Below are 21,592 nucleotides of genomic sequence, written 5' to 3'. Positions count from 1 at the left end.
TCTCGTCAGGATCACATCTCATGCGATCTGTGCATGAACGTACGTCGTGACATCGATGCTGTCAACACATACGATGTGCTGTGTGCAGAATCCAACATCAGACGACGATGGCCATCTCGACTCAACATTCGGCCGTCGCGTCTCAGAGGCGCGAGAGCGTCGAGGGCTCAGTCAGAGATCTCTCGCCGAGCGGATGACGAAGTACGGGCATGCGCTCGACCCGTCCGCTCTCTCGCGGATCGAGGGAGGCGGCCGACCGGCGAAGCTCTCCGAGGCGGTCGCGCTGTCGGTCGAGCTCGGCTTGGACCTGGGCGACCTTGCGAGACAACTCCCGGGCTCGGAGCGGCGTCTCCTGCAGACGCGGATCGATCGAATGGCTCGAGCATCTCGCCTCGTCGACGATGCGAGTCGCGAGTACGCGGCCGCCCAGTACGACCTCGCGAAGGTCGCGGATGGCCTACGACCGCTCGACAAAGAGAACGACGAGACCGTTCGCCACCTGCTTTCCATCCATCCGGAGTGGCGAGCATTCGAGACGGCACTGAGCATCATCAACCAGGCGTTCACCGGCGAGATCGAACGGGTCGCCGGCTCTCTCCGGGATTCACTCCCGCAGCTGGAAGCCTGGGGACAGGCTGAGGACGTCGTGCTCGGCGGAACTGTGTACCTACAGCTGCTGCACCGAGAAATGGTCGATCGAGAGACGATGCGCCGGGAGGCGGAGGCAGATGGCGAGCATCAAGAAGAGAGCTGACGGTGCATGGCGCGCACGCTACCGCGACGCTGAGGGCAAGGAGCATGCGCGGCACTTCGACCGCAAGATTGACGCTCAGCGGTGGCTCGACGGCGTAACCGCTACCGTCATCTTCGGCACCTACGTCGACCCGCGCGCCGGCCGGGTCACGCTCGCCAGCTACTTCGCAGAGTGGTCGACCCGCCAGGTCTGGGCACGAGGAACCGCGACAGCGATGAGCCTTGCGGTTCGGCGCTGCACCTTCGCCGACGTCGAGCTCGGCAAGCTCCGCCGCTCCCACGTCGAGACGTGGATCAAGAGCATGAGCGCCGAGGGTCTCGCCGCCGGCACCATCAGGACGCGCACGAACAACGTCCGCGCCGTCCTCCGCGGCGCTCTCCGCGATCGGGTCATCGGGACCGACCCCTCAGAGGGCGTCACGCTCCCGCGAGGCCGGAAGGCGGAGCATGCGATGCGCGTGCCAACGCCCGAGGAAGTCGGCGCCGTGCTCGAGGCGGCCGAGGAGTGGTTCCGACCGTTCGTCGCGCTCTGCGCGTTCGCGGGCCTGCGCCTCGGCGAGGCCGCCGGGGCGCAGCTCTCCGACGTCGACTTCCTACGCCGGCAGCTCCACGTTCAGCGCCAGGTGCAGCGCGTCTCGGCCGGCGGCGTCGAGGTCACTCCTCCGAAGTACGGGTCCGAGCGCGTCGTCTACCTCCCCGACGAGCTAGTGCTCCTCCTCGGTCGGCACGTCGAGCAGATCGGCGTCCGCGGCGACGAGGGCTGGCTCTTCGTCGGCGGAGGCGGCCGGCCTCCGCACCAGAACACCGTCGGCTACTGGTGGCGCAGCACCATCGCCCGCGCGGGCGTCAGCGCCTTCCGGCTGCACGACCTCCGCCACTTCTATGCCTCCGGCCTCATCGCCGACGGCTGCGACGTCGTCACCGTCCAGCGCGCCCTCGGACACGCGAAGGCGACCACCACGCTCGAGACCTACTCGCACCTATGGCCCACCGCCGAGGACCGTACCAGGACCGCTGCAGCCGGCCTGATGAAGGCGGCGAGCGCCGCTCCTGCGGACTCTCTGCGGACTGACGAGCGCGCATCCCAGTAACGGCGGGGGTAGAAGGGGCGTTCTACACGTTGAAGCGGAACTCCACGACGTCGCCGTCCTGCATCACGTAGTCCTTGCCTTCGATGCGCGCCTTGCCCTTGGCGCGCGCCTCCGCGATCGAGCCGGTCTCGACGAGGTCGTCGAACGAGATGATCTCGGCCTTGATGAACCCCTTCTGGAAATCGGTGTGGATGACGCCCGCTGCCTGCGGAGCCGTCCACCCCTTCCCGATGGTCCAGGCGCGCGTCTCCTTCGGGCCGGCCGTGAGGTAGGTCTGCAGCCCGAGCGTGTCGAAGCCGATGCGCGCCAGCTGGTTGAGGCCCGACTCCGTCTGGCCCGTCGACTCGAGCATCTCGGCGGCGTCGGCCTCGTCGAGGTCGATCAGCTCCGACTCGATCTTCGCGTCGAGGAAGATCGCCTGCGCGGGGGCCACAAGCGCCGCAAGCTCTGCCTTGCGAGCAGTGTCGGTCAGCACCGCCTCGTCGACGTTGAAGACATAGATGAAGGGCTTTGCCGTCAGCAGCCCCAGCTCGCGGATCGGGTCGAGGTCAAGGGAGGACGCCGACAACGGCCGGCCGGAGTCGAGGAACTCGCGCGCCTTCTTCGCGGTCTCGAGCACGATGGGCTCGATCTTGCGACCCTTCACCTCCTTCTCGTACCGCGCCTCGGCCTTCTCGAGTGTCTGAAGATCGGCGAGCACGAGCTCCGTGTTGATCGTCTCCATGTCGTTCGCGGCATCGACCTTGCCGTCGACGTGCACGACGTCCGCGTCCGTGAATCCGCGGATCACCTGGGCGATGGCGTCGGCCTCGCGGATGTTCGCGAGGAACTTGTTGCCGAGCCCCTCCCCCTCGGACGCGCCGCGCACGATGCCGGCGATGTCGACGAAGGAGACGGGGGCAGGAAGGATGCGCTCCGAGCCGAAGAGACCGGCGAGCACCTCGAGGCGCGGGTCGGGCAGGTTCACGACTCCGACGTTGGGCTCGATGGTCGCGAACGGGTAGTTCGCCGCGAGGACCGTGTTCTTGGTCAGCGCGTTGAAGAGCGTCGACTTGCCGACGTTGGGGAGACCGACGATTGCGAGAGTGAGAGCCACGGGCATCCATCTTACGGCGTGACGCTTCGCGCCCCGAGGACGGGAAGCGGCACCGGACATCGGCCCACACCGGACGCCTGGCGGGTCGTGTCGGAGGCGCGTGAGAGGGTGGAGCGTGCCCATCGACTTCACCGCCATCGACTTCGAGACCGCCAATTCCCACGGAGCGTCTGCGTGCTCGGTCGGTCTGGTGAAAGTCCGCAACGGCCGCGTCGTCGACCGCGCCGGCTGGCTCATCCGGCCGCCGCTGGGGTTCGACGAGTTCCTCGAGTGGAACACCCGCATCCACGGCATCCGCCACCACGACGTGCGCGGCGCCGCCTCCTGGGTCGAGCAGTTCGCCGACCTCGTGGCCTTCGCCGACGGCGACGTCTTCGTCGCGCACAATGCGGGCTTCGACATGGGAGTGATCCGCGCGGCCTGTGCCGCGACCGCGCTCGAGCATCCGGAGTACGACTACCTGTGCTCGCTCCAGCTCGCCCGCAAGACCTACGAGCTCGACTCGTACCGCCTCCCCGCGGTCGCACTGGCGGCCGGCTTCGACGAGTTCCGTCACCACGACGCGTCGGCCGATGCGGAGGCGTGTGCCGCGATCGTCGTGCACGCCGCCCGCCGCCACGGCGCGACCAGCATGGCCGAGCTCGGCGAACTCGCGGGAGTGGGACTCAAGCGGCTACGTCCGAAGGTGGACGCCGCAGCCTGAGCCGCTCTACCCGCCCGCGCGCGGATCGCCGAACCACGTGCTGAAGATGCGCCAGAAGTTGCGGTTGCCGTACGCCGAGCAGTCGTCGCCCGAGCCCTCGAGGTTCGCGAGCGCGGCCGCGTTGGGCTGGTACGGCGTGTAGTAGTACAGCCCGGCGGTCGCCGCGTTCTCGATCATCACGTCCGCCGAGCCGCACGCGGGGTCAGGCGAGAAGGCGATCGAGCTGACCTCTCCCACCGGATACCAGTCGAAGCTGCTTCCGGGCGCCCGGTAGCGCTGGAACTGCCAAGCCGCTCCATACACCTGCGCCGCGAAGCCGAACGAGTCGCTGTCGCAGTCGGCCGTGTCCGGGCAGCCGTACCCGGTCGCGCTGCGGAACTGTCGCTCGCTCGGAGCCGGATCGGTGACGAGCGACTGTTCTTTCTGGAGCAGCGTGAGCACGACCGCGGGGCTCACCCCGCACGCCACGGCCACGGCGCCGATGATCTCGGCGGCCGTGCGCCCGTCGCCTCCCGGCGAGGCTCGGCACTCCTCGTCGGCAGGGATGTCGGCCGTGTCTTCGGTGTAGTCGCGGAGGCACGGCACATCGACGCCCTCGCACTCCGGGACCCGTGCGTCGAGGAACGCCTGAATCGTCACGGGACTGAGTGCATCGCCGTCGAAGAAGACAGCGTCCGAGATCATGTCGCCCGGATCGAAATCGGATGCGTCGACCCCGCCCGAGAGCGTGGTCCACATCGTGATGCTCGGCGGCTCACTCGGAGGCGCCGCCCGGCGGCTCGGGTCCGTCGCGCCCGCGAGCGCGCCCGCCACGAGGAGGATGAGCAGGGCGACTGCCCCGATCCTCCTACGTCGGGCGGCGGACACGGAGAACGCTGCCCGGATCATCCCTCCACGGTAGCCGCCGCCCGACGCTCAGCCGCAGGAGGTGAGATTCAGCACGGCGTCGGACAGCGTGGTCGGGCCGCCCAGGACGTTGACCTTGGTGACTCCCCAGGCCGAGATGTCGTTCAGCACCGCTTGCGGCACGCAGGTGGGCTGCACCGTGAAGAGCGGACTGTCGGTGTAACCGGCCGCCGCGCCTCCCGAGAGGCCGTCGGGGAAGGCCTCGCCCGTCGTGAGGTAGACCGTCTTCGCACCGGAGGGGAAACCGGCGCGGTTCATCTGCTCCGAGGTGTCGTAGCGGTCGACGCCACCGATGCGGGTCGAGACGACGGACGACGGAAGGGAGTTCTTGATGCCGTCGCTCACGGCGAGCGTGCTGCCCGCGATCGTGAGCTTCGTGACCTGCAGTCGGGTGAGGAGGTCGATCGTCTGCTGATCGGCGGTCGCGGCGCCACCGTTCACGAGGATGACCGGCGCATTCGCCGAGCCCGCTGACGCTCCGGCGCCGAGCGCGTCGGGGAAGCGCTCGCCCGAGGTCATCCAGGCCTTGGCCGAGGTGCCCGGGAAGGCGTAGTTGATGATCTTCTTCGAGGTGTCGTAGCGGTCGACGCCACCGAGACGGAGGATCGCGTTGCTCGAGCCGACGTAGGTGGCGAGCTGCTGGTACAGGGCATCGCTGACGCTCAGATTCGAGCCGACGACGACGATCTTCTTCGGCTTCAGCCGAGAGAGCTCGTCCTGGACCGGCTGCGACATCGAGTCGGGGTCGACCAGAAGCAGCGGTCCGCCCTGCTTCGCCGCAGCGGGCGCGGCGCTGAGGGCGTCGGGGAAGTTCTGGCCGCTCGCGATGTAGACGACGTTCACGCCGGGCTGGAACGTCGCTTGCGAGACCTTCACCGCGGTCTCCTGGCGGTCGATTCCGGCCAGCCGCGTGACGGCGATCGCACCCTTGTACGAGACGCTGGAGCAGCCGAGGTCCTTCGAGCCCGGGCCCCGCGAGTCGCCGGTGCCGACCCAGCGGTTCCAGTCGGCGGAGGCGGCGCTCGCGCAGACGGTGTAGGTGCCGATCGCCGAGACGGGTGCCGTCACCGAGAAGCCGTGGTTGCGGCCGGCCACCGGGTAGGCGCCCGGGATGTCGCCGCGGTCGCCTCCCGCGTTCTGGGTGCGCACGGTCTTCGAGCCGTCGGGGGCCGTGATCGTGACGGTCGTCGCGAGCGCGAGCTGCTGGCTCGTCGGGTCGACGGTCCAGCCGGAGGCGGTGAGGGTCGTGCCCGAGATGCGGGGCGTGTCGACCGAGCCGTCTGGGGCGATCCCTGCGTTGGCGAGAGTGCCGGCGGGGTTCCAGTCGCTGAAGAGGTACCAGAAGTTGACGTTGCCGTAGGTCGCGCACGAGGAGTCGCCCGTGCCGGTGAGGGCGTAGCTGTTGGGCTGGTACGGCGTGTAGTAGTACAGGTCGGCGGTGGCCTGGTTGCCGATCGTCACGGGCGAGGATCCGCAGCGCGTGTCGGGGTAGTACGCGATGTTCGGCGTGGTGCCGGGCGCGTAGGCGGTGAAGTTCGCGCCCGATCCCGGCGGGTTCGCGTACTTCTTGAACTGCCGCGCCGCGCTGTAGACCTGGGTGAAGAAGCCCGCCGAGCCGGGGTCGCAGGGGGCGGTGTCCGGGCAGTTGAAGCCCGTGGCCTTGTTGTAGTCGGTCGCGGTGGGCGACGTGGACGTGACGAGGCTGCGCTCCTTCTGGACGAGCACGACGAGCGCGAGCGGGTTGATGCCGCACGCGAGTCCCACGCGCGAGAAGATCGTCGCCGCGCTCTCGTTCGAGGCGCCGGCGTAGGCACTGCACATCGCGTCCGCGGGCTTCGAGGAGGTCTGCTGCGAGAAGTTCTTGAGACACGGGACGGAGACGCCCGTCGAGCAGCCGCTGCCCTTGTCGTTCAAGAGCGACTGCACCTGGGACGCCGAGAGGGCGTCGGAGTCGAAGAAGTTCGCGTCGCTGATGATGAAACCGGCGCGGAAGCTCTTGGTCTCGTCGCCGTCATAGGCCTGCGTGCTCAGCCCGGGAGCGCCCTGATCGGCACGGTCGAGGGTGGGATCGAGCGCTCCGGTCTCGACCGAGAGGGTCGAGGGCGCGGCCGGGTCCGCGGCCGCGGAGGCGACCGGCACGAGGCCGGCACCGAGACCGACGGCGGCGATGAGAGCGGCGGTGAGCAAGCGAGACGAGCGGCGGTAGTTCCCCATGGTCGCGAAGCCTATAGGCCTCGTCTCGCGCGCTGACCGAGCGCGCTGCGACGCGGCACCCCTCGTCTGAGGGTCATGGCGTGTTCCGGACGCCAGTGTCGGAGGTCCGTGATCTCATCGGCTGCATGGAACCCAGCTTCATCCTCGGCCTGCTCGTCGGCGCGCTCGTCACGGCCGTCGTGGCCGTCCTCCTCGCCCGCGCACGCACGCCTGACGCGGCTCTCGCCCTCGATCTCGCGACCGCCCGCGCCCGCGCCGAGGGTCTCGAGCAGCGCCACGAGGCCGTGCTCGAGCAGCATCGCGAGCACCTCGGCTCGGCACGAGAGCAGATCCGCGAGCTCCAGGAGCAATTGCGCACGGTCGCCGAGCGCGAGCGCCACGACGCCCGGATCCTGCAGACACTCTCACCCGTCGCCGAGAGCCTCCGCGGCATGCAGGAGTCGGTGCGTCGGCTCGAGAGCGAGCGCGCCGCCCAGTTCGGCGCCCTCACCGAGCAGCTCGAGGGTCAGCGCCTGGCCGGCGAGCGACTGCGCTCGACCACCGAGACGCTCGCCTCCGCGCTGCGCTCCACCACGAGTCGAGGCGCCTGGGGCGAGACCCAGCTGCGCAACGTGGTCGAGGCCGCCGGACTCCTCCAGCGCGTCGACTTCGACGTGCAGTTCGGTCTCGAGGGCGAGGCGGGCCGCGGCCGTGCCGACATGGTGGTGCGTCTGCCCGGTGGCAAGGCGATCGCAGTCGACGCGAAGGTGCCGTTCGACGCCTACCTCGAGGCGAGCGCCATCCCCCCGACGGCCGGCGCCGACGAGGAGGCGCGCCGCGCGAGCCTGCTGCGCGCGCACGTCCGCGCCCTCCGCGGCCACGTCGACGCCCTCGCCGCCCGCGCCTACTGGAGCGGCCTACCCGCGAGCCCCGAGTTCGTCATCGCCTTCGTGCCGAGCGAGCCGCTCCTCGCGAGCGCTCTCGACGCCGACCCGAGCCTGCTCGAGTACGCGTTCCGCAAGCGGGTGGCCCTCGCCTCCCCGGTCACTCTGTGGTCGGTGCTCAAGACCGTGGCCTACACGTGGCAGCAGGACGTCCTTGCCGACGACGCCAAGCGGCTCCTCGACCTCGGCAAGACCCTCTACTCGCGACTCGGCACACTCGCCGACCACGCCGACGGGCTGCGCCGCTCGATCGAGAAGACCGTCGACTCCTACAACGCCTTCGCCGGCTCGCTCGAAAGCCGCGTGCTCGTCACGGCGCGGCAGTTCGACGCCCTCGACGAGTCGCGGATCCTCCAGCCCGTCGGAGGCGTGACCGCGTCACCGAGGCGCCTCACGGCCGTCGAACTCCTCGCCCCCGACGCCTCCGAGCAGACGGCCCGACCCCGGTGAACGGCCAGATTCCGATGGACAGCCAGGCACCGCGACGCGCGCGACAGCGCTCGCTAGATCCACTTCTCGGCGAGGTGCTGGGCGGTCACGCGGCGGATGGTGCCCGAGCGGGAGCGCAACACGATCGACTCCGTCGTGATGACGTGTCCCTCCTTGCGCACGCCCTTCACGAGACCTCCGTTGGTGACACCGGTCGCCACGAAGTAGGTGTTGTCGCTGCGCACCAAATCGTTCGCGTGCAGCACCCGCTCGAGGTCGTGGCCCGCGTCGAGCGCACGCTGGCGCTCATCGTCGTCCTTCGGGCGCAGGATCCCCTGGATCACGCCGCCGAGCGCACGGATGGCGCAGGCCGTGATGATGCCCTCGGGCGTGCCTCCGACGCCCACGCACATGTCGAGGCGCGAATCGTGGCGCGCCGCGTTAATGCCCCCCGCGACGTCGCCGTCGAGCAAGAGGCGAGTGCCGGCTCCCGCCGCGCGGATGTCCTCGATGAGCTGGGCGTGACGCGGGCGGTCGAGCACCGCGATGCGCATCTCGTCGACCGGCTTGCGCTTGGCGCGGGCCAAAGCCCTGATGTTCTCGCCGATCGGCCGCTCGATGTCGATGATGCCCACACCCTCGGGGCCGGTGACGATCTTCTCCATATAAAAGACTGCCGAGGGGTCGAACATCGCGCCGCGGTCTGCCACCGCGATCATCGAGAGCGCGTTCTGACGACCGGCGGCCGTGAGCGAGGTGCCGTCGATCGGGTCGACAGCGATGTCGGCCGCAGGACCGGAGCCGTTGCCCACGTGTTCGCCGTTGTAGAGCATCGGCGCGTTGTCCTTCTCGCCCTCGCCGATCACGACGACGCCGTCGAAGTTGACCGTGCCGAGGAACGTGCGCATCGCATCGACCGCGGCGCCGTCGGCGGCGTTCTTGTCGCCCTTGCCGATGAAGGGGACGGCGCGGATGGCAGCCGCTTCCGTGGCACGGACGAGTTCCATGCCGAGATTGCGATCAGGGTGGAGGTAGAGCGAGTCGTTGTCGGTCACTGCGCGGAGTCCTTCGCGGTCGAGTTCGTGCACGTCGTCGCAGGACCCGCGGAGCGGGTCCCCATCCCGCTCGGAAGCCTAGCCCAGCGGCCTCCGAGGGTCGGGGGTGCTCGGAGAAGAGGGCAAGGCCGCGTCGCTAGACTCGTGCCCGACGCGGGCCCCGCCCGAATCCCTCCCGTTCATCCGTCAAAGGAGATGCCATGCCCGTCGCTACCCCGGACCAGTACGCAGAGATGCTCGACAAGGCCAAGGCGGGCGGATTCGCCTACCCAGCCTTCAACGTCTCCTCGTCGCAGACCATCAACGCGGTCCTGCAGGGACTCACCGAGGCGGGCTCGGAGGGCATCATCCAGGTCACGACCGGAGGCGCCGACTACTTCGCCGGCCACACCGTCAAGAACCGTGCGGCCGGGGCCATCGCCTTCGCGAAGTTCGCGACCGAGGTCGCCAAGAACTACCCCGTCACCGTCGCGCTGCACACCGACCACTGCCCGCAGAACGCGCTCGACGGCTTCGTCTACCCGCTGATCGCCGCCTCCGAAGAGGAGGTCAAGGCCGGCCGTGAGCCGCTCTTCCAGTCGCATATGTGGGACGGCTCTGCCGTGCCCCTCGAAGAGAACCTGCGCATCGCGAAGGAGATCCTCCCCCGCGTCAAGAACATCAATGCGATCCTCGAGGTCGAGATCGGCGTCGTCGGTGGCGAGGAAGACGGCGTCTCGCACGACATCAACGAGCACCTGTACACCACGCTCGACGACGCGATCGCGACCGTCGAAGCGCTCGGCTTCGGCGAGCAGGGCCGCTACATGGCCGCTCTCACCTTCGGCAACGTGCACGGCGTCTATAAGCCGGGCAACGTACGTCTACGTCCCGAGCTCCTCCGCGAGATCCAGGACGGACTCCAGGCCAAGTACGGCACCGACGCCCTCCCGCTCGACCTCGTGTTCCACGGCGGCTCCGGCTCGACCGACGAGGAGATCGCCGAGGCGGTCCGCAACGGCGTCGTCAAGATGAACATCGACACCGACACCCAGTACGCGTTCAGCCGCTCCATCGCCGACACGGTGCTGAAGAACTACGACGGCTTCCTCAAGGTCGACGGCGAGGTCGGCAACAAGAAGATCTACGACCCGCGCGCCTGGGGCAAGATCGCCGAGACCGCCATGGCGTCTCGAGTCGCCGAGGCGACACGTCAGCTCGGCTCCGCCGGCAAGTCGGCCGGGGCGGGCGCCGGTCTGTGACCGAGGCGCACGAGCGATCGGGAGCGGAGCGGACAGGCGCGGAGCATCCGAGTCCTGAACGACCCGGCTCGGAGCGGCCGGCGCCGCAGTACGGCGAGTATGCGCCGCCCGGCTGGTCGTGGCAGCCCCCTGAGGAGGCGGTGGTCGTTCCGGATCCGCGCGGTGCGGAATCCGATCCGCGCCCCGCCTCCGCGCCGGCGAGACCCGCGGCGGCGCATCCCGTCGATCGGATGCTGACCCTCGTCTTGCTGGCGCTCGGCGTGTTCTTCGCCGTGCCGACGCTGCTCGATCCGTCGAGCTTCGCGAGCACGCTCGAGGAGCTCTACACGCGACAGGGCATCGGCACCTACGGCTCCCCCGAGCTCGCGCGCGTGCTCGGGGTCGTAGTGGCGCTCGCGCAATCGCTCATCGTCGCGTTCTCGGTGTGGATCGCGATCCGTCGCATCCGCGCGGGCAAGCGCGCCGTGCTGGTGCCTCTGCTCGGCATCGTCGCGACGGTCGTGCTCTCGCTCGTCATCGCGGCGATCGCCATCCTCGGCGATCCGACCTTCGCCGACTACGTGTCACGCATGTCCACATCTGGAGTCGTCCCCACTCCGAGCGGCACCGGCGCGATCTGAGCCGTGCCCGTACGGGCGAAGAGGCCGCTCCCCCGCAGGGGGCGGCCTCTTCGCCCGTACTGCCTCTTCGCCGTACTGCCTCGATCGCACGGCTCGGGGCCGGGAGCTCTACGCTCCGGCGCTGATCCGGCCGCCGACCGCGCGGGCGTCCCGTTTGCCGGCGACGTCCTTGCGCAGCTCCTTCGGGAGCGAGAACATCAGGTCCTCCTCCGCCGTCTTGACCTCCTCGACGTCGCCGTAGCCGGCGGCGGCGAGGTCGTCGAGCACCTCGCGGACGAGCACCTCGGGCACCGAGGCGCCGCTCGTGACTCCGACGGTGCGGATGCCGTCGAGCCACTCCTGCCTGATTTCGCTCGCGTAGTCGATGCGGTAGGCGGCCTTCGCGCCGTACTCGAGGGCTACCTCGACAAGACGGACCGAGTTGGAGGAGTTGGCCGAGCCGACCACGATCACGAGTTCGGCGTCGGCGGCGACCTTCTTGATGGCGACCTGGCGGTTCTGCGTCGCGTAGCAGATGTCGTCGCTGGGCGGGTCCTGGAGATGAGGGAAGCGTTCGCGGAGGCGGCGGACCGTCTCCATCGTCTCGTCGACCGAGAGCGTCGTCTGCGAGAGCCAGACGACCTTCTCGGGATCCTTCACGACGAGATTCGGCACATCGTCGGGGCTGTTGACGAGAGTGACGTGATCGGGTGCCTCGCCTGCGGTGCCCTCGACCTCCTCGTGGCCCTCATGGCCGATCAGGAGGATCTCGAAGTCGTCGCGGGCAAACCGCACGGCCTCGCGGTGCACCTTCGTGACGAGCGGGCAGGTCGCGTCGATGGCCTGGAGCTTGCGGTCGGCCGCGCCCTGCACGACCGCGGGCGAGACTCCGTGCGCACTGAAGACGACGTGCGAACCCTCGGGCACTTCGTCGACCTCGTCGACGAAGATCGCGCCCTGGCTCTCGAGCGTCGAGACGACATGCACGTTGTGCACGATCTGCTTGCGCACGTAGACGGGAGCGCCATAGTGCTCGATGGCCTTCTCGACCGCGACGACCGCACGGTCGACACCGGCGCAATAGCCGCGGGGAGCGGCGAGGAGCACGCGCTTCGGTCCGTCCACGGGCTCGTCGCGCAGGCGCCCCGTGGCGCGGGGCATACGCGGCATGGGCAGACTGATCAGGGCTTCACTCACCACACGATTCTACGTGCTGGTCGCCAGACCAGGGCCGGGGACGCGAAGGGGACGCCGCATCGCGCGCAGCGACGGCGGCGGTGTCGGAGGCATCCCGTAGCGTGGTCGTCGCGGGAGGGACTCCCGCTTCCGTGTCCCGCCGAGCGAAGGCAGAGATGACTGACGCCCCTCCCACCGCCGATGCGCCCTGGTCGGTCGGTCTGCTCGCGAGCAAGATCAAGGGCTGGATCGAGCGACTCGGCACGGCGTGGGTCGAGGGCGAGATCACGCAGTGGGGCGTCTCGGGTGGCAACGTCTACGGCAAGCTCAAAGACCTCTCGGGAGACGCGACCGTCGGATTCACCGTGTGGTCCTCGGTGCGCGCGCGTCTCCCCGCCGACCTCGCGCAGGGCGATCGGGTGATCGCGCTCGTCAAGCCCAACTACTGGCTCAAGGGCGGGACGCTCTCGATGCAGGTGTTCGAGATGCGCCACGTGGGCCTCGGCGACCTGCTCGAGAGACTCGAGGGCCTCCGCCGCCAGCTCGCCGCAGAGGGCCTCTTCGAGGCGTCGCGCAAGAAGCCGCTGCCGTTCCTCCCTCACGGTGTCGGCCTCATCACCGGCGCAGACTCGGACGCCGAGAAGGACGTCGTGCGGAACGCTCAGTTGCGCTGGCCCGCGGTGCGCTTCCGCATCGTCCACGCCGCGGTGCAGGGCGAGCGGACGGTCGCCGAGGTGACGTCGGCCCTGCGCCTCCTCGACGCGGACGAGAGCATCGACGTGATCGTCATCGCGCGAGGCGGAGGCGACTTCCAGAACCTGCTCGGGTTCAGCGACGAGTCCCTGGTGCGAGCGGTCGCGGCGTGCTCGACCCCTGTCGTCAGCGCGATCGGCCACGAGGCCGACCGACCCCTGCTCGACGAGGTCGCCGACCTCCGCGCCTCCACGCCGACCGACGCCGCGAAGCGCGTCGTGCCCGACGTGTCCGACGAGTTACTGCGGGTGCAGCAGGCCCGGCTGCGGATCTCGACGCGAGTGAGCGGCATGCTCTCGCACGAGATCGATCGGATCTCGCAGCTGCGCTCTCGGCCGGTGCTCGCCCAGCCGAGCGTGCTCGTCGATCGGCGGTCGGAGGAGCTCACCCGGTGGGTCGCGCGTGGCGCCGAGCTCGTCGAGCGGCGCCTCGAGCGCGCTCACCTCGAGGTCGAGCGGCTGCACGGTCACCTCCGCGCCCTCTCACCGCAGCACACTCTCGACCGCGGCTACGCGATCGTGCAGGACGGCGCGGGCCATGTCGTCCGCGCCCCGAGCGATGCGCCATCGGGGGACGACCTCGTCGTGACCCTCGCCGAGGGTGCCCTCGCGGCGCGCGCTCTCGGCCCGGCCGTCGATCCCGCCGGCCGATCCTGACCACCCGGCACCGCGACTCTCCAGCACCGATCGATAGGATCATCCTCATGGCCGACGCCCGCACCGACTCCTCCGCCACGGAGGAGCCCGACGTCTCCGGGTTCTCCTACGAGCAGGCGCGCGACGAACTCGTCCGCGTGGTCGGCGAGCTCGAGCAGGGCAGCTCAACGCTCGAACGCTCGCTCGCCCTGTGGGAGCGCGGCGAGGCGCTCGCAGCGCGATGCGAGGAGTGGCTGATCGGCGCGCGCGCGCGGCTCGATGCCGCGCGCTCCGGCTCCTCGAACGGAGCGAACGCCGGATGAGCCGCAGCACGCCTCCCCGCGTCGTCGCAGAGCTCGGCCGGCCCGAGACTCCCGCCGAGGCCGCGGCCCGCAAGGCCGAGAACTCGAGGCTCTACCGTCAGCGCAAGACCGTCAACAACCTGGTGTTCTCGCTCCTCGCGACGGTCGGCCTGGTCGCGATCATCGTCTTGCTGGTTCCGCGGGGCGACGGGCCGCAGCGGGTCGCGGTCGACGTGCCGCTCGTCGCCTCCCAGGTGCAGCTCGGCCGCGCGCAGACGCTCGCGGTACCCCTGATGCCCGCAGGCTGGTCGGCGAATGCCGCCGAGCAGCGCGAAGACGGCGGCGTCGCCTACTGGTATGTGGGCCTGCTCACGCCTCGGGCCGGGTACGTGGGCCTCAGTCAGGGCTTCGACGCCGACGACGCCTGGGTCGCCTCCCAGCTCGATCGCGTCGCCGCCACCGGCGTCGAAGAGATCGACGGTCGCCAGTGGACGGTCTACGACCGCCGCGACTCCGGAGCCGCCGCCGGCAACACGCCCTACGCCCTCGAGACGGCAGCGGGCTCGAGCACCTACCTCGTCTACGGCACCGCCGACGTCGACGAGATCCGCCAGGTCGTCGACGCCATCAGTCCGCAGATCGGCCAGGAGGAGTCCCGATGAGCCACGATCCGAGCGCGAGCACCACCGTCCCGCGCGAGTCACGCCCGCCCGCGTGGGTGTGGAAGGAGATGCTGCGCGGCAACCAGCGCTTCGTCGCCGGAGAGCCACGGCATCCGCGGCAGGACGTCGAGCGGCGCGCCGAGCTCGCCGCCGAACAGCGACCGCTCGCGGCCCTCTTCGGGTGCAGCGACTCCCGCCTCGCCGCCGAGATCATCTTCGACCTGGGCCTCGGCGACCTCTTCGTCGTCCGCAACGCCGGACAGGTCATCGCCGACTCGATCGTGGGCTCGCTCGAGTACGGCGTCGCCGTGCTCGGAGTGAAGCTGATCCTCGTGCTCGGGCACGACGAGTGCGGCGCGGTGAAGGCAGCGATCAGCTCGCAGGCACCGGGCGCCGAGCGCCTCCCCCCGCACATCGAGCACCTGATCGAGCCGATCATCCCCGCTGTACGCAGGCATGTCGGCGTACAGCCCGACGGCAGGGTCCTGGTCGACCCCTCGACGACCGACGCCCTCGCGGTAGGCCGTGAGCACTTGCGCGACACCGTCGCCGAGCTGCTGCAACGCTCGCCCCTCATCGCCGACGCCGTCGCCTCGGGCGAGCTCGCCGTCGTCGGAGCCAACTACCGCCTGACCGACGGCACCGTGAGGCCCGACGTGATCCTCGGCATCGAGCCGCCGGAGCTCACGCCGTACGTGTCGGAGCACGAGCGAACCTCCGACTCCGACCTCTCCTTCGCGCCGACGCGCGCGACGGGATCGGTCCCGGCATGACCGGGACCGAACAGCACCGCACCAACCGATCAGACAAGGACGAACACAGCGTGGTGGATCACTCTCCGACCGACTCCGGCGACTTCCGGATCGAGCACGACACGATGGGCGAGGTGCGGGTTCCGCGCACGGCCCTGTACGCCGCGCAGACGCAGCGCGCCGTCGAGAACTTCCCGATCTCGGGCGCCGGCCTCGAGTCCGCCCAGATCGCAGCGCTCGCGCGGATCAAGAAGGCAGCGGCCCTCGTCAACGCAGAGCTGGGGGTCCTCGACACCGAGATCGCCGGGGCGATCGCCGACGCCGCCGACCTCGTCGTCGCGGGCGGCTACGACGAGCACTTCCCGATCGACGTCTACCAGACGGGCTCGGGCACATCGTCGAACATGAACATGAACGAGGTGCTCGGCACCCTCGCCACCACGGCCCTCGGCCGTACCGTGCACCCGAACGACCACGTGAACGCCTCCCAGTCGTCGAACGACGTGTTCCCCACCTCCGTGCACGTCGCCGTTACCGGCGCTCTGCTCGAGAGCCTCATCCCCTCGCTCGAGCATCTCGCGGAAGCCCTCGAGACGAAGGCCGAGCTGTGGAGCGGCGCCGTCAAGGCCGGCCGCACCCACCTCATGGACGCCACCCCCGTCACGCTGGGCCAGGAATTCGGCGGGTACGCGATGCAGATCCGCTTGGGCATCGAACGCGTTCGCTCCGCCCTGCCCCGGGTCGCCGAGGTCCCGCTCGGCGGCACGGCCGTCGGCACCGGCATCAACACCCCGGCCGGCTTCCCGCAGAAGGTGATCGCTCGGCTCGCCGACGAGACGGGTCTGCCGGTCACGGAGGCACGCAACCACTTCGAGGCGCAGGGCGCCCGCGACGCGCTCGTCGAGGCCTCCGGCGCGCTGCGCGTGCTCGCGGTGAGCCTCACGAAGATCAACAACGATCTGCGCTGGATGGGCTCGGGCCCCAACACGGGGCTCGGCGAGCTGCACATCCCCGACCTCCAGCCCGGCTCCTCGATCATGCCCGGCAAGGTCAACCCGGTGATCCCCGAGGCGGTGCTCATGGTCTGCGCGCGCGTCATCGGCAACGACGCGACCATCGCCTGGGCGGGTGCCTCGGGCGCCTTCGAGCTCAACGTCGCGATCCCCGTCATGGGCACCGCGCTCCTGGAGTCGATCCGGCTGCTCGCGAACTCCGCGACCCTCCTCGCCGATAAGACGATCGACGGACTCGAGGCGAATCTCGAGCGCGCGCGAGCCCTCGCCGAGTCCTCGCCGTCGATCGTGACTCCGCTCAACAAGGTGATCGGCTACGAGGCCGCCGCGAAGGTCGCGAAGAACTCGGTCGCTCGGGGCATCACCGTGCGCGAGTCGGTGATCGACCTCGGCTTCGTCGAGCGAGGCGAGGTGACCGAGGAGCAGCTCGACAGCGCCCTCGACGTCATGTCGATGACGCAGCCCCGCTGATCCGAGCGTCTCTCGGACGGGGCAGGCTCCGACGACGCCGTCAGCGTCGCGCCCACACGGGCGCCCGCTCGGGCCGCGGCCCGATGCCGATGACGAGCGCCGGGATCAGGGTGAGCACCGGGAGGCGGCGCATCAGTGCGACGATCCCTGCGGGCGGCCCCGCCAGGGTGCCGGCCAGCGCCGGCATGATGAGCCGCGCGTGCATCGCGCGCTGCGCCGTCTGCACGAGGGTGGCGGGAAGCGCGCGCCGACGCTGAACCCGGGCGAGGAGGCGTTCGCCCTCGGGCTCGGCGAGCACGCCACGGCGGAGAGGACCCGCGAGCAGCCGTCCCGCCGCGACGGCGTCCTGCACGGCCAGGTTGATCCCGACTCCGCCGACCGGTGACATCGCGTGCGCGGCGTCGCCGAGGCAGAGCACGCCCGGCCGGTGCCAGCGCTCGAGCCGGTCGACGCGCACGTCGAGGTGCTTCACCTCGTCCATCGACGTGACCGCGTCGAGGTCCTCGGCGAGCTCGGGGAGCAGCGCCGCCGCCTCCGCCCGGAACGCCTCGACGCCGCGTGCGCGGAGCGCGGCGTCTGTGCCCTTGGGACCCAGCCTCGCGACCTGGACATAGCCTTCGCGGGGAATCGCGATGGCGGCCGTGCCCGCGCCCAGTCGAGGGAGGAGCGACTCGCCCGCTCGGCGACGCGTCGGGACGCGGTACCACCACACGTCGAAGCCGACCGGGATGCTGCGCGCCGTCAGCCCCACGGCTCGTCGCACGACCGACCAGCGCCCGTCGCAAGCGACGGTGAGGTCGGCGAGCAGCCGCCCCTCCTCCTCCTCCGGCGAGCGATAGTCGACGCCGACCACGCGTCCTTCCTCGCGGACGACTCCGACGACCTCGTGCTCGGTCAGGAGCGTGAAGCCGGGCTCCCGGGAGGCCGCGTCGGCCAGCAGCTCGAGTAGGTCCCACTGCGGAACCATCGCGACGTAGGGGTGGCGTACCGGGAGCCGGCCGAAGTCGGCCATGACGACGCCGGTGCCGTCGCGGTCCGGAACGACGACCTGGGTGATCCTCGAGTGCGGGATCGCGTCGAGACGTTCGACGAGGCCGAGGTCCTCGAGCAGGCCGAGCGTCGTCGGGTGGACGGTGTCACCTCGGAAGTCACGGAGGAAGTCGGCGTGCTTCTCGAGCACGGTCACCGCGACCCCACCACGGGCGAGGAGCAGGCCGAGTACAAGCCCGGCGGGGCCGCCGCCGACGATCACGCAGGTGGTGCGTTCGGGTGGTCTCATCGCTCCCGACCTCTCCGCGGCCGTTCGGCCTGCGCGCCTCCGGTTCTACACCGTCGGTGCCTCGAGGGCCACAGCGTTCGCCGATCACAGGAGCAGGACGATCCAGAACGCCGCGAGCTGGAAGGGGCCGAACGCCACGCGTCCCCGGTCTCGGCGCACCAGCAGGGGCACCGCCCAGCATCCGGCGAGCACGAAGGCACACGCCGGAGCGAACGCCGCGCCGAGCGGATCCACGAGCCCGAGCGGACACGCGAGTGCCGCACCGAGCTTCACATCGCCCAAGCCCAGGCCCCCCGCCACGTGCAGCACGCCGAGCGCGAGCGCCGTTCCCACCGTCGCGACGACACCGCTGGGCGGGCGCCCTGCCGCGAACGAGCCGAGAGCCTCGGCGACCGCTCCGACGAGCAGCGCCCCGGTGAGGGCGTTCGGGAGGCGCCGCTCGCGCACGTCGGCCAGCACGAGCGGGACGGTCACCACGGCCACGAGGAGGGCGAGGATCGCCGCCGGACCCGGAACCGGCCGCGCGACGACCACGGCGGCGAGGGCCGCGCCGCCGCCGCCGATAGCGACGCGGTCGGGCCAGGACACAGGAGGCATTCGGCGACCCTAGACCGAGCGGGAGGCCGCGCGCAGAAGTTGTCCACAGGACACCGGCCGCCGCAGGACAGCGGTCTCGGTCGCCCGCCGGATCAGACGCTCAGTCGCGGGGCGGCAGCGGCCCGAGGAGCGACGCGGCGACATTCGCATGCGCCGACACGTCGTCGGAGGGATGGAACGGCCCCGCGAGCACGTCGCGTGCGAGCCGGGCCAATTCTGACGAGCGCGCATAGGCGGAGCCGCCCGCGACCCGGAGGGCGCTCTCGACGATGCGCACCGCGGCCTCCGTCGTGCGGATCTTGACGCCGACGAGCAAGGGGAACCACCGCGCGCCTCGGTCGACGAGCGCGTCGACGTCGGCTGCGGCGGCGCGCAGCGGCGCGTCGAGTCCGTCGAGGAGGATGCCCGCCTCGGCGATCCGGCGGCGCACATCGGGGTCCTCCGCGAGCGGCCGACCGCCCGCGCGCCGCGAGGTCCGCCGGTGCGCCGCCTCCACCGCGAGCGACAGCGCGCGCTGGGCGACGCCGAGGTAGACGGAGGAGATCAGCAGCTCGAAGCAGGCGAAGATCGCGAACACGAGCGGGTCCGCCGTAGGGCCGACGGGCAGATCGCGGAACATCCGTTCGGCCGGGATCTCGACCCCGTCGAGCACCGTGGTGCGGCTCTGTGTCGCCCGCATCCCGAGCGCGTCCCAGTCGTCGCGGACGCTCAGCCCCGCCACGGGGGACTCCGGCGTCTCGCGATCGATGAAGCCATGGACGAGGCGGGGCTCGGGCCCACTGTCGTCTCGGCCGAAGACTCCCAGCCTGGTCCAGGCCGGAGCGAGCGACGTCGAGATCTTGACGCCGGTGAAGCGGTAGCCGCCTCCGGGCAGCGGTTCGGCGCGCGTCAGCGAATCGGCGAGCACGAGGTCGTTTCCCGGCTCGCTGTTGCCGAACGCGAACACGTGGCCGGCCGCCGCGTCGGCGAGCACGTGCTCGAGGGAGGCGTCACCGCGTTCGAGCAGCGCTCGTGCCACTCCGGTCCACACGAGGTGCATGGTGATCCCGAGCGCCGTGGCTGGAGCCGCAGTCGCGAGACGAGTCAGCTCGGCGGCGACCTGCTCGAGTCCGAGACCCGGGCCGCCGAGACGCTCTGGGACGAAGAGGGCCAGGTAGCCGATCGAGCGCAGCTCCTCTAGGTCTCCGGTGAAGAACGCGTTGCGCTCGTCGTAGTCGGCCGCGCGGGTGCGGAAGCGCTCCAGGAGCGCGTCGTCGAGGATGCTCACCGCGCCCACGTTACGCCGCCCGAGTCGCGAGACCGCGTCCGGCCCTCGGCTCGCGGGGATCGACGGTCCCCGCGAGCCGAGCGCGATCGGAGGAGCGCCTACGCCAGCTCGTTCGACTCGAGCATCTCGGTCACGAGCGCAGCGATCGCCGAACGCTCGGAGCGAGTGAGCGTCACGTGCGCGAACAGGGGATGTCCCTTGAGCGTCTCGATGACGGAGGCGACTCCGTCGTGGCGACCGACACGCAGGTTGTCGCGCTGCGCCACGTCGTGTGTGAGCACCACACGCGAGTTCTGGCCGACCCGCGAGAGCACGGTGAGCAGGACGTTGCGCTCGAGCGATTGCGCCTCGTCGACGATCACGAAGGCGTCGTGGAGGGAACGGCCCCGGATGTGGGTGAGCGGCAGCACCTCGAGCATCCCGCGCTCGATCACCTCGTCGAGCACGTTCTGCGAGACCAGCGCTCCGAGGGTGTCGAACACCGCTTGCGCCCACGGATTCATCTTCTCGGCCGCGTCGCCGGGCAGGAAGCCCAGGTCTTGGCCGCCGACCGCATAGAGCGGACGGAAGACCATGATCTTCTTGTGCTGGCGCTTCTCGAGCACTGCCTCCAAGCCCGCGCACAGCGCGAGCGCCGACTTGCCGGTGCCGGCCCGACCGCCGAGCGAGACGATGCCCACCTCCTGATCGAGGAGCAGGTCGATCGCAAGGCGCTGCTCCGCCGATCGACCATGCAGGCCGAACACGTCCCTATCGCCCCGCACGAGCGAGATCTGGCGCTTGCCCGTGACGCGGGCGAGCGCAGAGCCGCGATCGGAGTGCACGACCAGGCCCGTGTTCACGGGGATCGCCGCGACCTCGTCGGTGAACAAACGCTCGCGGTCGTAGAGCTCGCTCATCGACTCGCCCGAGAGCGTGATCGCGTCCATGCCCGTCCAGCCCGACTCGGGAGCAAGCTCGGCCAGGTACTCCTCGGCTGCGAGCCCGATGGAGGCGGCCTTCACTCGCATCGGCATGTCCTTGGAGACGACGGTGACGGCCGCGCCTTCGCTCTGCAGGTTGAGCGCGACCGCGAGGATCCGCGCGTCGTTGTCGCCCATCTGCAGCCCGCTCGGGAGGATCGACATGTTCGAGTGGTTCAGCTCGACCCGCAGGGTCCCGCCGCGCCCCACCGTGATCGGGAAGTCGAGACGCTCGTGCTGCACCCGCAACTCGTCCAGATGGCGGAGCGCCTGACGGGCGAAGTAGCCGATCTCGGGATCGTTGCGCTTGCCCTCGAGTTCGCTGATCACGACGATCGGCAGGACGACGGCGTGCTCCGCGAAGCGGAACATCGAGGACGGGTCGGACAGGAGTACCGACGTGTCGAGGACGTAGGTGCGCTGCACTTGATCGGCGGACTGCGAGGATCCGTGCTGGACCCGGCGGTGCACACCGCCCTGGGCGCCGGTCTGCGGATCCATGCTCTGGGGAACGCTCACGTCGACTCTCCACATCCCGGGGGCGGAGGCCCCCGGCTCGTGCTGCGAGCCGGCCCCATCGGTGCGTCGCCGCACCGCGCAGTTCCCTTCGGTGGTCTGCGCGATATCGAGCCGTACGTGTGTGGCCGTCTCGACCAGGCGCTGTACCTGATGACTCGAACCTAACCCCACGAATGACATCCGTGTGCTTCCGA

Annotated in this window: 20 protein-coding genes; 11 read left to right on the top strand and 9 right to left on the bottom strand. The window is 70.2% G+C overall.

Going from position 1 to position 21,592, the window contains the following annotated elements; all coding sequences use genetic code 11:
• The first annotated feature begins 55 nt into the window (after window positions 1–55).
• Both ITJ45_RS13020 and ITJ45_RS13015 read left to right on the top strand, forming a co-directional pair.
• Window positions 56–754 (top strand): helix-turn-helix transcriptional regulator, encoded by a 699-nt coding sequence (locus tag ITJ45_RS13020; RefSeq protein ID WP_323744230.1) that lies wholly within the window; start codon window positions 56–58, stop codon window positions 752–754.
• Complete coding sequence (locus tag ITJ45_RS13015; protein ID WP_194610671.1) at window positions 729–1,844, top strand: tyrosine-type recombinase/integrase; 1,116 nt, start codon at window positions 729–731, stop codon at window positions 1,842–1,844. The genes ITJ45_RS13020 and ITJ45_RS13015 overlap by 26 nt, the downstream gene beginning before the upstream one ends.
• A gap of 22 nt (window positions 1,845–1,866) precedes the next feature.
• Here ITJ45_RS13015 and ychF read toward each other — a convergent pair whose 3' ends face one another.
• Entirely contained in the window at window positions 1,867–2,940 is a 1,074-nt protein-coding gene (ychF, locus tag ITJ45_RS13010) for a redox-regulated ATPase YchF (protein WP_194610673.1), read from the bottom strand.
• Window positions 2,941–3,055: 115 nt separating this feature from the next.
• On the opposite strand from ychF, the gene ITJ45_RS13005 reads away from it, so the two are divergent.
• Window positions 3,056–3,643: an exonuclease domain-containing protein gene (locus tag ITJ45_RS13005; RefSeq protein WP_194610675.1), complete on the top strand. Its 588-nt coding sequence runs from the start codon at window positions 3,056–3,058 to the stop codon at window positions 3,641–3,643.
• Window positions 3,644–3,649: 6 nt separating this feature from the next.
• Here ITJ45_RS13005 and ITJ45_RS13000 read toward each other — a convergent pair whose 3' ends face one another.
• Both ITJ45_RS13000 and ITJ45_RS12995 read right to left on the bottom strand, forming a co-directional pair.
• On the bottom strand, window positions 3,650–4,531 hold the full coding sequence (locus tag ITJ45_RS13000; protein ID WP_194610677.1) for a hemagglutinin: 882 nt from the start codon (window positions 4,529–4,531) through the stop codon (window positions 3,650–3,652).
• Window positions 4,532–4,558: 27 nt separating this feature from the next.
• Window positions 4,559–6,763, bottom strand: coding sequence for a cell wall-binding repeat-containing protein (locus tag ITJ45_RS12995; RefSeq protein WP_194610679.1), 2,205 nt, complete (start codon window positions 6,761–6,763; stop codon window positions 4,559–4,561).
• 125 nt (window positions 6,764–6,888) lie between these two features.
• On the opposite strand from ITJ45_RS12995, the gene ITJ45_RS12990 reads away from it, so the two are divergent.
• Entirely contained in the window at window positions 6,889–8,136 is a 1,248-nt protein-coding gene (locus tag ITJ45_RS12990; protein WP_194610681.1) for a DNA recombination protein RmuC, read from the top strand.
• Between the two features lie 53 nt (window positions 8,137–8,189).
• On the opposite strand, the gene glpX is transcribed toward ITJ45_RS12990, so the two are convergent.
• Window positions 8,190–9,122 (bottom strand): class II fructose-bisphosphatase, encoded by a 933-nt coding sequence (glpX, locus tag ITJ45_RS12985; protein WP_194610834.1) that lies wholly within the window; start codon window positions 9,120–9,122, stop codon window positions 8,190–8,192.
• 248 nt (window positions 9,123–9,370) lie between these two features.
• Here glpX and fbaA point away from each other — a divergent pair, with 248 nt between their 5' ends.
• Complete coding sequence (fbaA, locus tag ITJ45_RS12980; RefSeq protein ID WP_194610683.1) at window positions 9,371–10,411, top strand: class II fructose-bisphosphate aldolase; 1,041 nt, start codon at window positions 9,371–9,373, stop codon at window positions 10,409–10,411.
• On the top strand, window positions 10,408–11,031 hold the full coding sequence (locus ITJ45_RS12975; RefSeq protein ID WP_323743039.1) for a DUF6264 family protein: 624 nt from the start codon (window positions 10,408–10,410) through the stop codon (window positions 11,029–11,031). Before fbaA ends, ITJ45_RS12975 begins: the two co-directional genes overlap by 4 nt.
• Window positions 11,032–11,139: 108 nt before the next feature.
• Here ITJ45_RS12975 and ITJ45_RS12970 read toward each other — a convergent pair whose 3' ends face one another.
• A complete protein-coding gene (locus ITJ45_RS12970) occupies window positions 11,140–12,180 on the bottom strand; it encodes a 4-hydroxy-3-methylbut-2-enyl diphosphate reductase (RefSeq protein ID WP_194610835.1) in 1,041 nt (346 codons plus the stop codon).
• A gap of 182 nt (window positions 12,181–12,362) precedes the next feature.
• Between ITJ45_RS12970 and xseA the strand changes: the two genes are divergently transcribed.
• From xseA to ITJ45_RS12945, 5 genes are read left to right on the top strand one after another with little or no spacing between them, the layout of a single operon-like run.
• On the top strand, window positions 12,363–13,595 hold the full coding sequence (xseA, locus tag ITJ45_RS12965; RefSeq protein WP_194610685.1) for an exodeoxyribonuclease VII large subunit: 1,233 nt from the start codon (window positions 12,363–12,365) through the stop codon (window positions 13,593–13,595).
• A gap of 47 nt (window positions 13,596–13,642) precedes the next feature.
• Window positions 13,643–13,897: an exodeoxyribonuclease VII small subunit gene (locus tag ITJ45_RS12960; RefSeq protein ID WP_194610686.1), complete on the top strand. Its 255-nt coding sequence runs from the start codon at window positions 13,643–13,645 to the stop codon at window positions 13,895–13,897.
• Window positions 13,894–14,538 carry a DUF4245 domain-containing protein gene (locus ITJ45_RS12955; protein WP_194610687.1) on the top strand — a complete coding sequence of 215 codons (645 nt, stop codon included), beginning with the start codon at window positions 13,894–13,896 and terminating at the stop codon, window positions 14,536–14,538. Before ITJ45_RS12960 ends, ITJ45_RS12955 begins: the two co-directional genes overlap by 4 nt.
• On the top strand, window positions 14,535–15,311 hold the full coding sequence (locus ITJ45_RS12950; protein ID WP_323743040.1) for a carbonic anhydrase: 777 nt from the start codon (window positions 14,535–14,537) through the stop codon (window positions 15,309–15,311). The genes ITJ45_RS12955 and ITJ45_RS12950 overlap by 4 nt, the downstream gene beginning before the upstream one ends.
• Before the next feature lie 50 nt (window positions 15,312–15,361).
• A complete protein-coding gene (locus ITJ45_RS12945; protein ID WP_323743041.1) occupies window positions 15,362–16,774 on the top strand; it encodes a class II fumarate hydratase in 1,413 nt (470 codons plus the stop codon).
• 40 nt (window positions 16,775–16,814) lie between these two features.
• Here the strand turns inward: ITJ45_RS12945 and ITJ45_RS12940 are convergent, their stop codons facing one another.
• The 4 genes from ITJ45_RS12940 to ITJ45_RS12925 all read right to left on the bottom strand — a co-directional run bounded on the left by ITJ45_RS12940 (window position 16,815) and on the right by ITJ45_RS12925 (window position 21,380).
• Window positions 16,815–18,053: an FAD-dependent oxidoreductase gene (locus ITJ45_RS12940; protein WP_194610689.1), complete on the bottom strand. Its 1,239-nt coding sequence runs from the start codon at window positions 18,051–18,053 to the stop codon at window positions 16,815–16,817.
• A gap of 84 nt (window positions 18,054–18,137) precedes the next feature.
• Complete coding sequence (locus tag ITJ45_RS12935; protein WP_194610690.1) at window positions 18,138–18,650, bottom strand: prepilin peptidase; 513 nt, start codon at window positions 18,648–18,650, stop codon at window positions 18,138–18,140.
• A gap of 100 nt (window positions 18,651–18,750) precedes the next feature.
• Window positions 18,751–19,926: an acyl-CoA dehydrogenase family protein gene (locus ITJ45_RS12930; RefSeq protein WP_194610691.1), complete on the bottom strand. Its 1,176-nt coding sequence runs from the start codon at window positions 19,924–19,926 to the stop codon at window positions 18,751–18,753.
• A gap of 89 nt (window positions 19,927–20,015) precedes the next feature.
• Window positions 20,016–21,380, bottom strand: coding sequence for a PhoH family protein (locus ITJ45_RS12925; RefSeq protein ID WP_194610837.1), 1,365 nt, complete (start codon window positions 21,378–21,380; stop codon window positions 20,016–20,018).
• Window positions 21,381–21,592 lie beyond the last annotated feature (212 nt).

The organism is Rathayibacter sp. VKM Ac-2879, assembly GCF_015351245.1.
Lineage (GTDB): Bacteria > Actinomycetota > Actinomycetes > Actinomycetales > Microbacteriaceae > Rathayibacter.
Note: the sequence above shows the minus strand (reverse complement) of the source record. Positions and strands in the feature narration are given on the sequence as shown.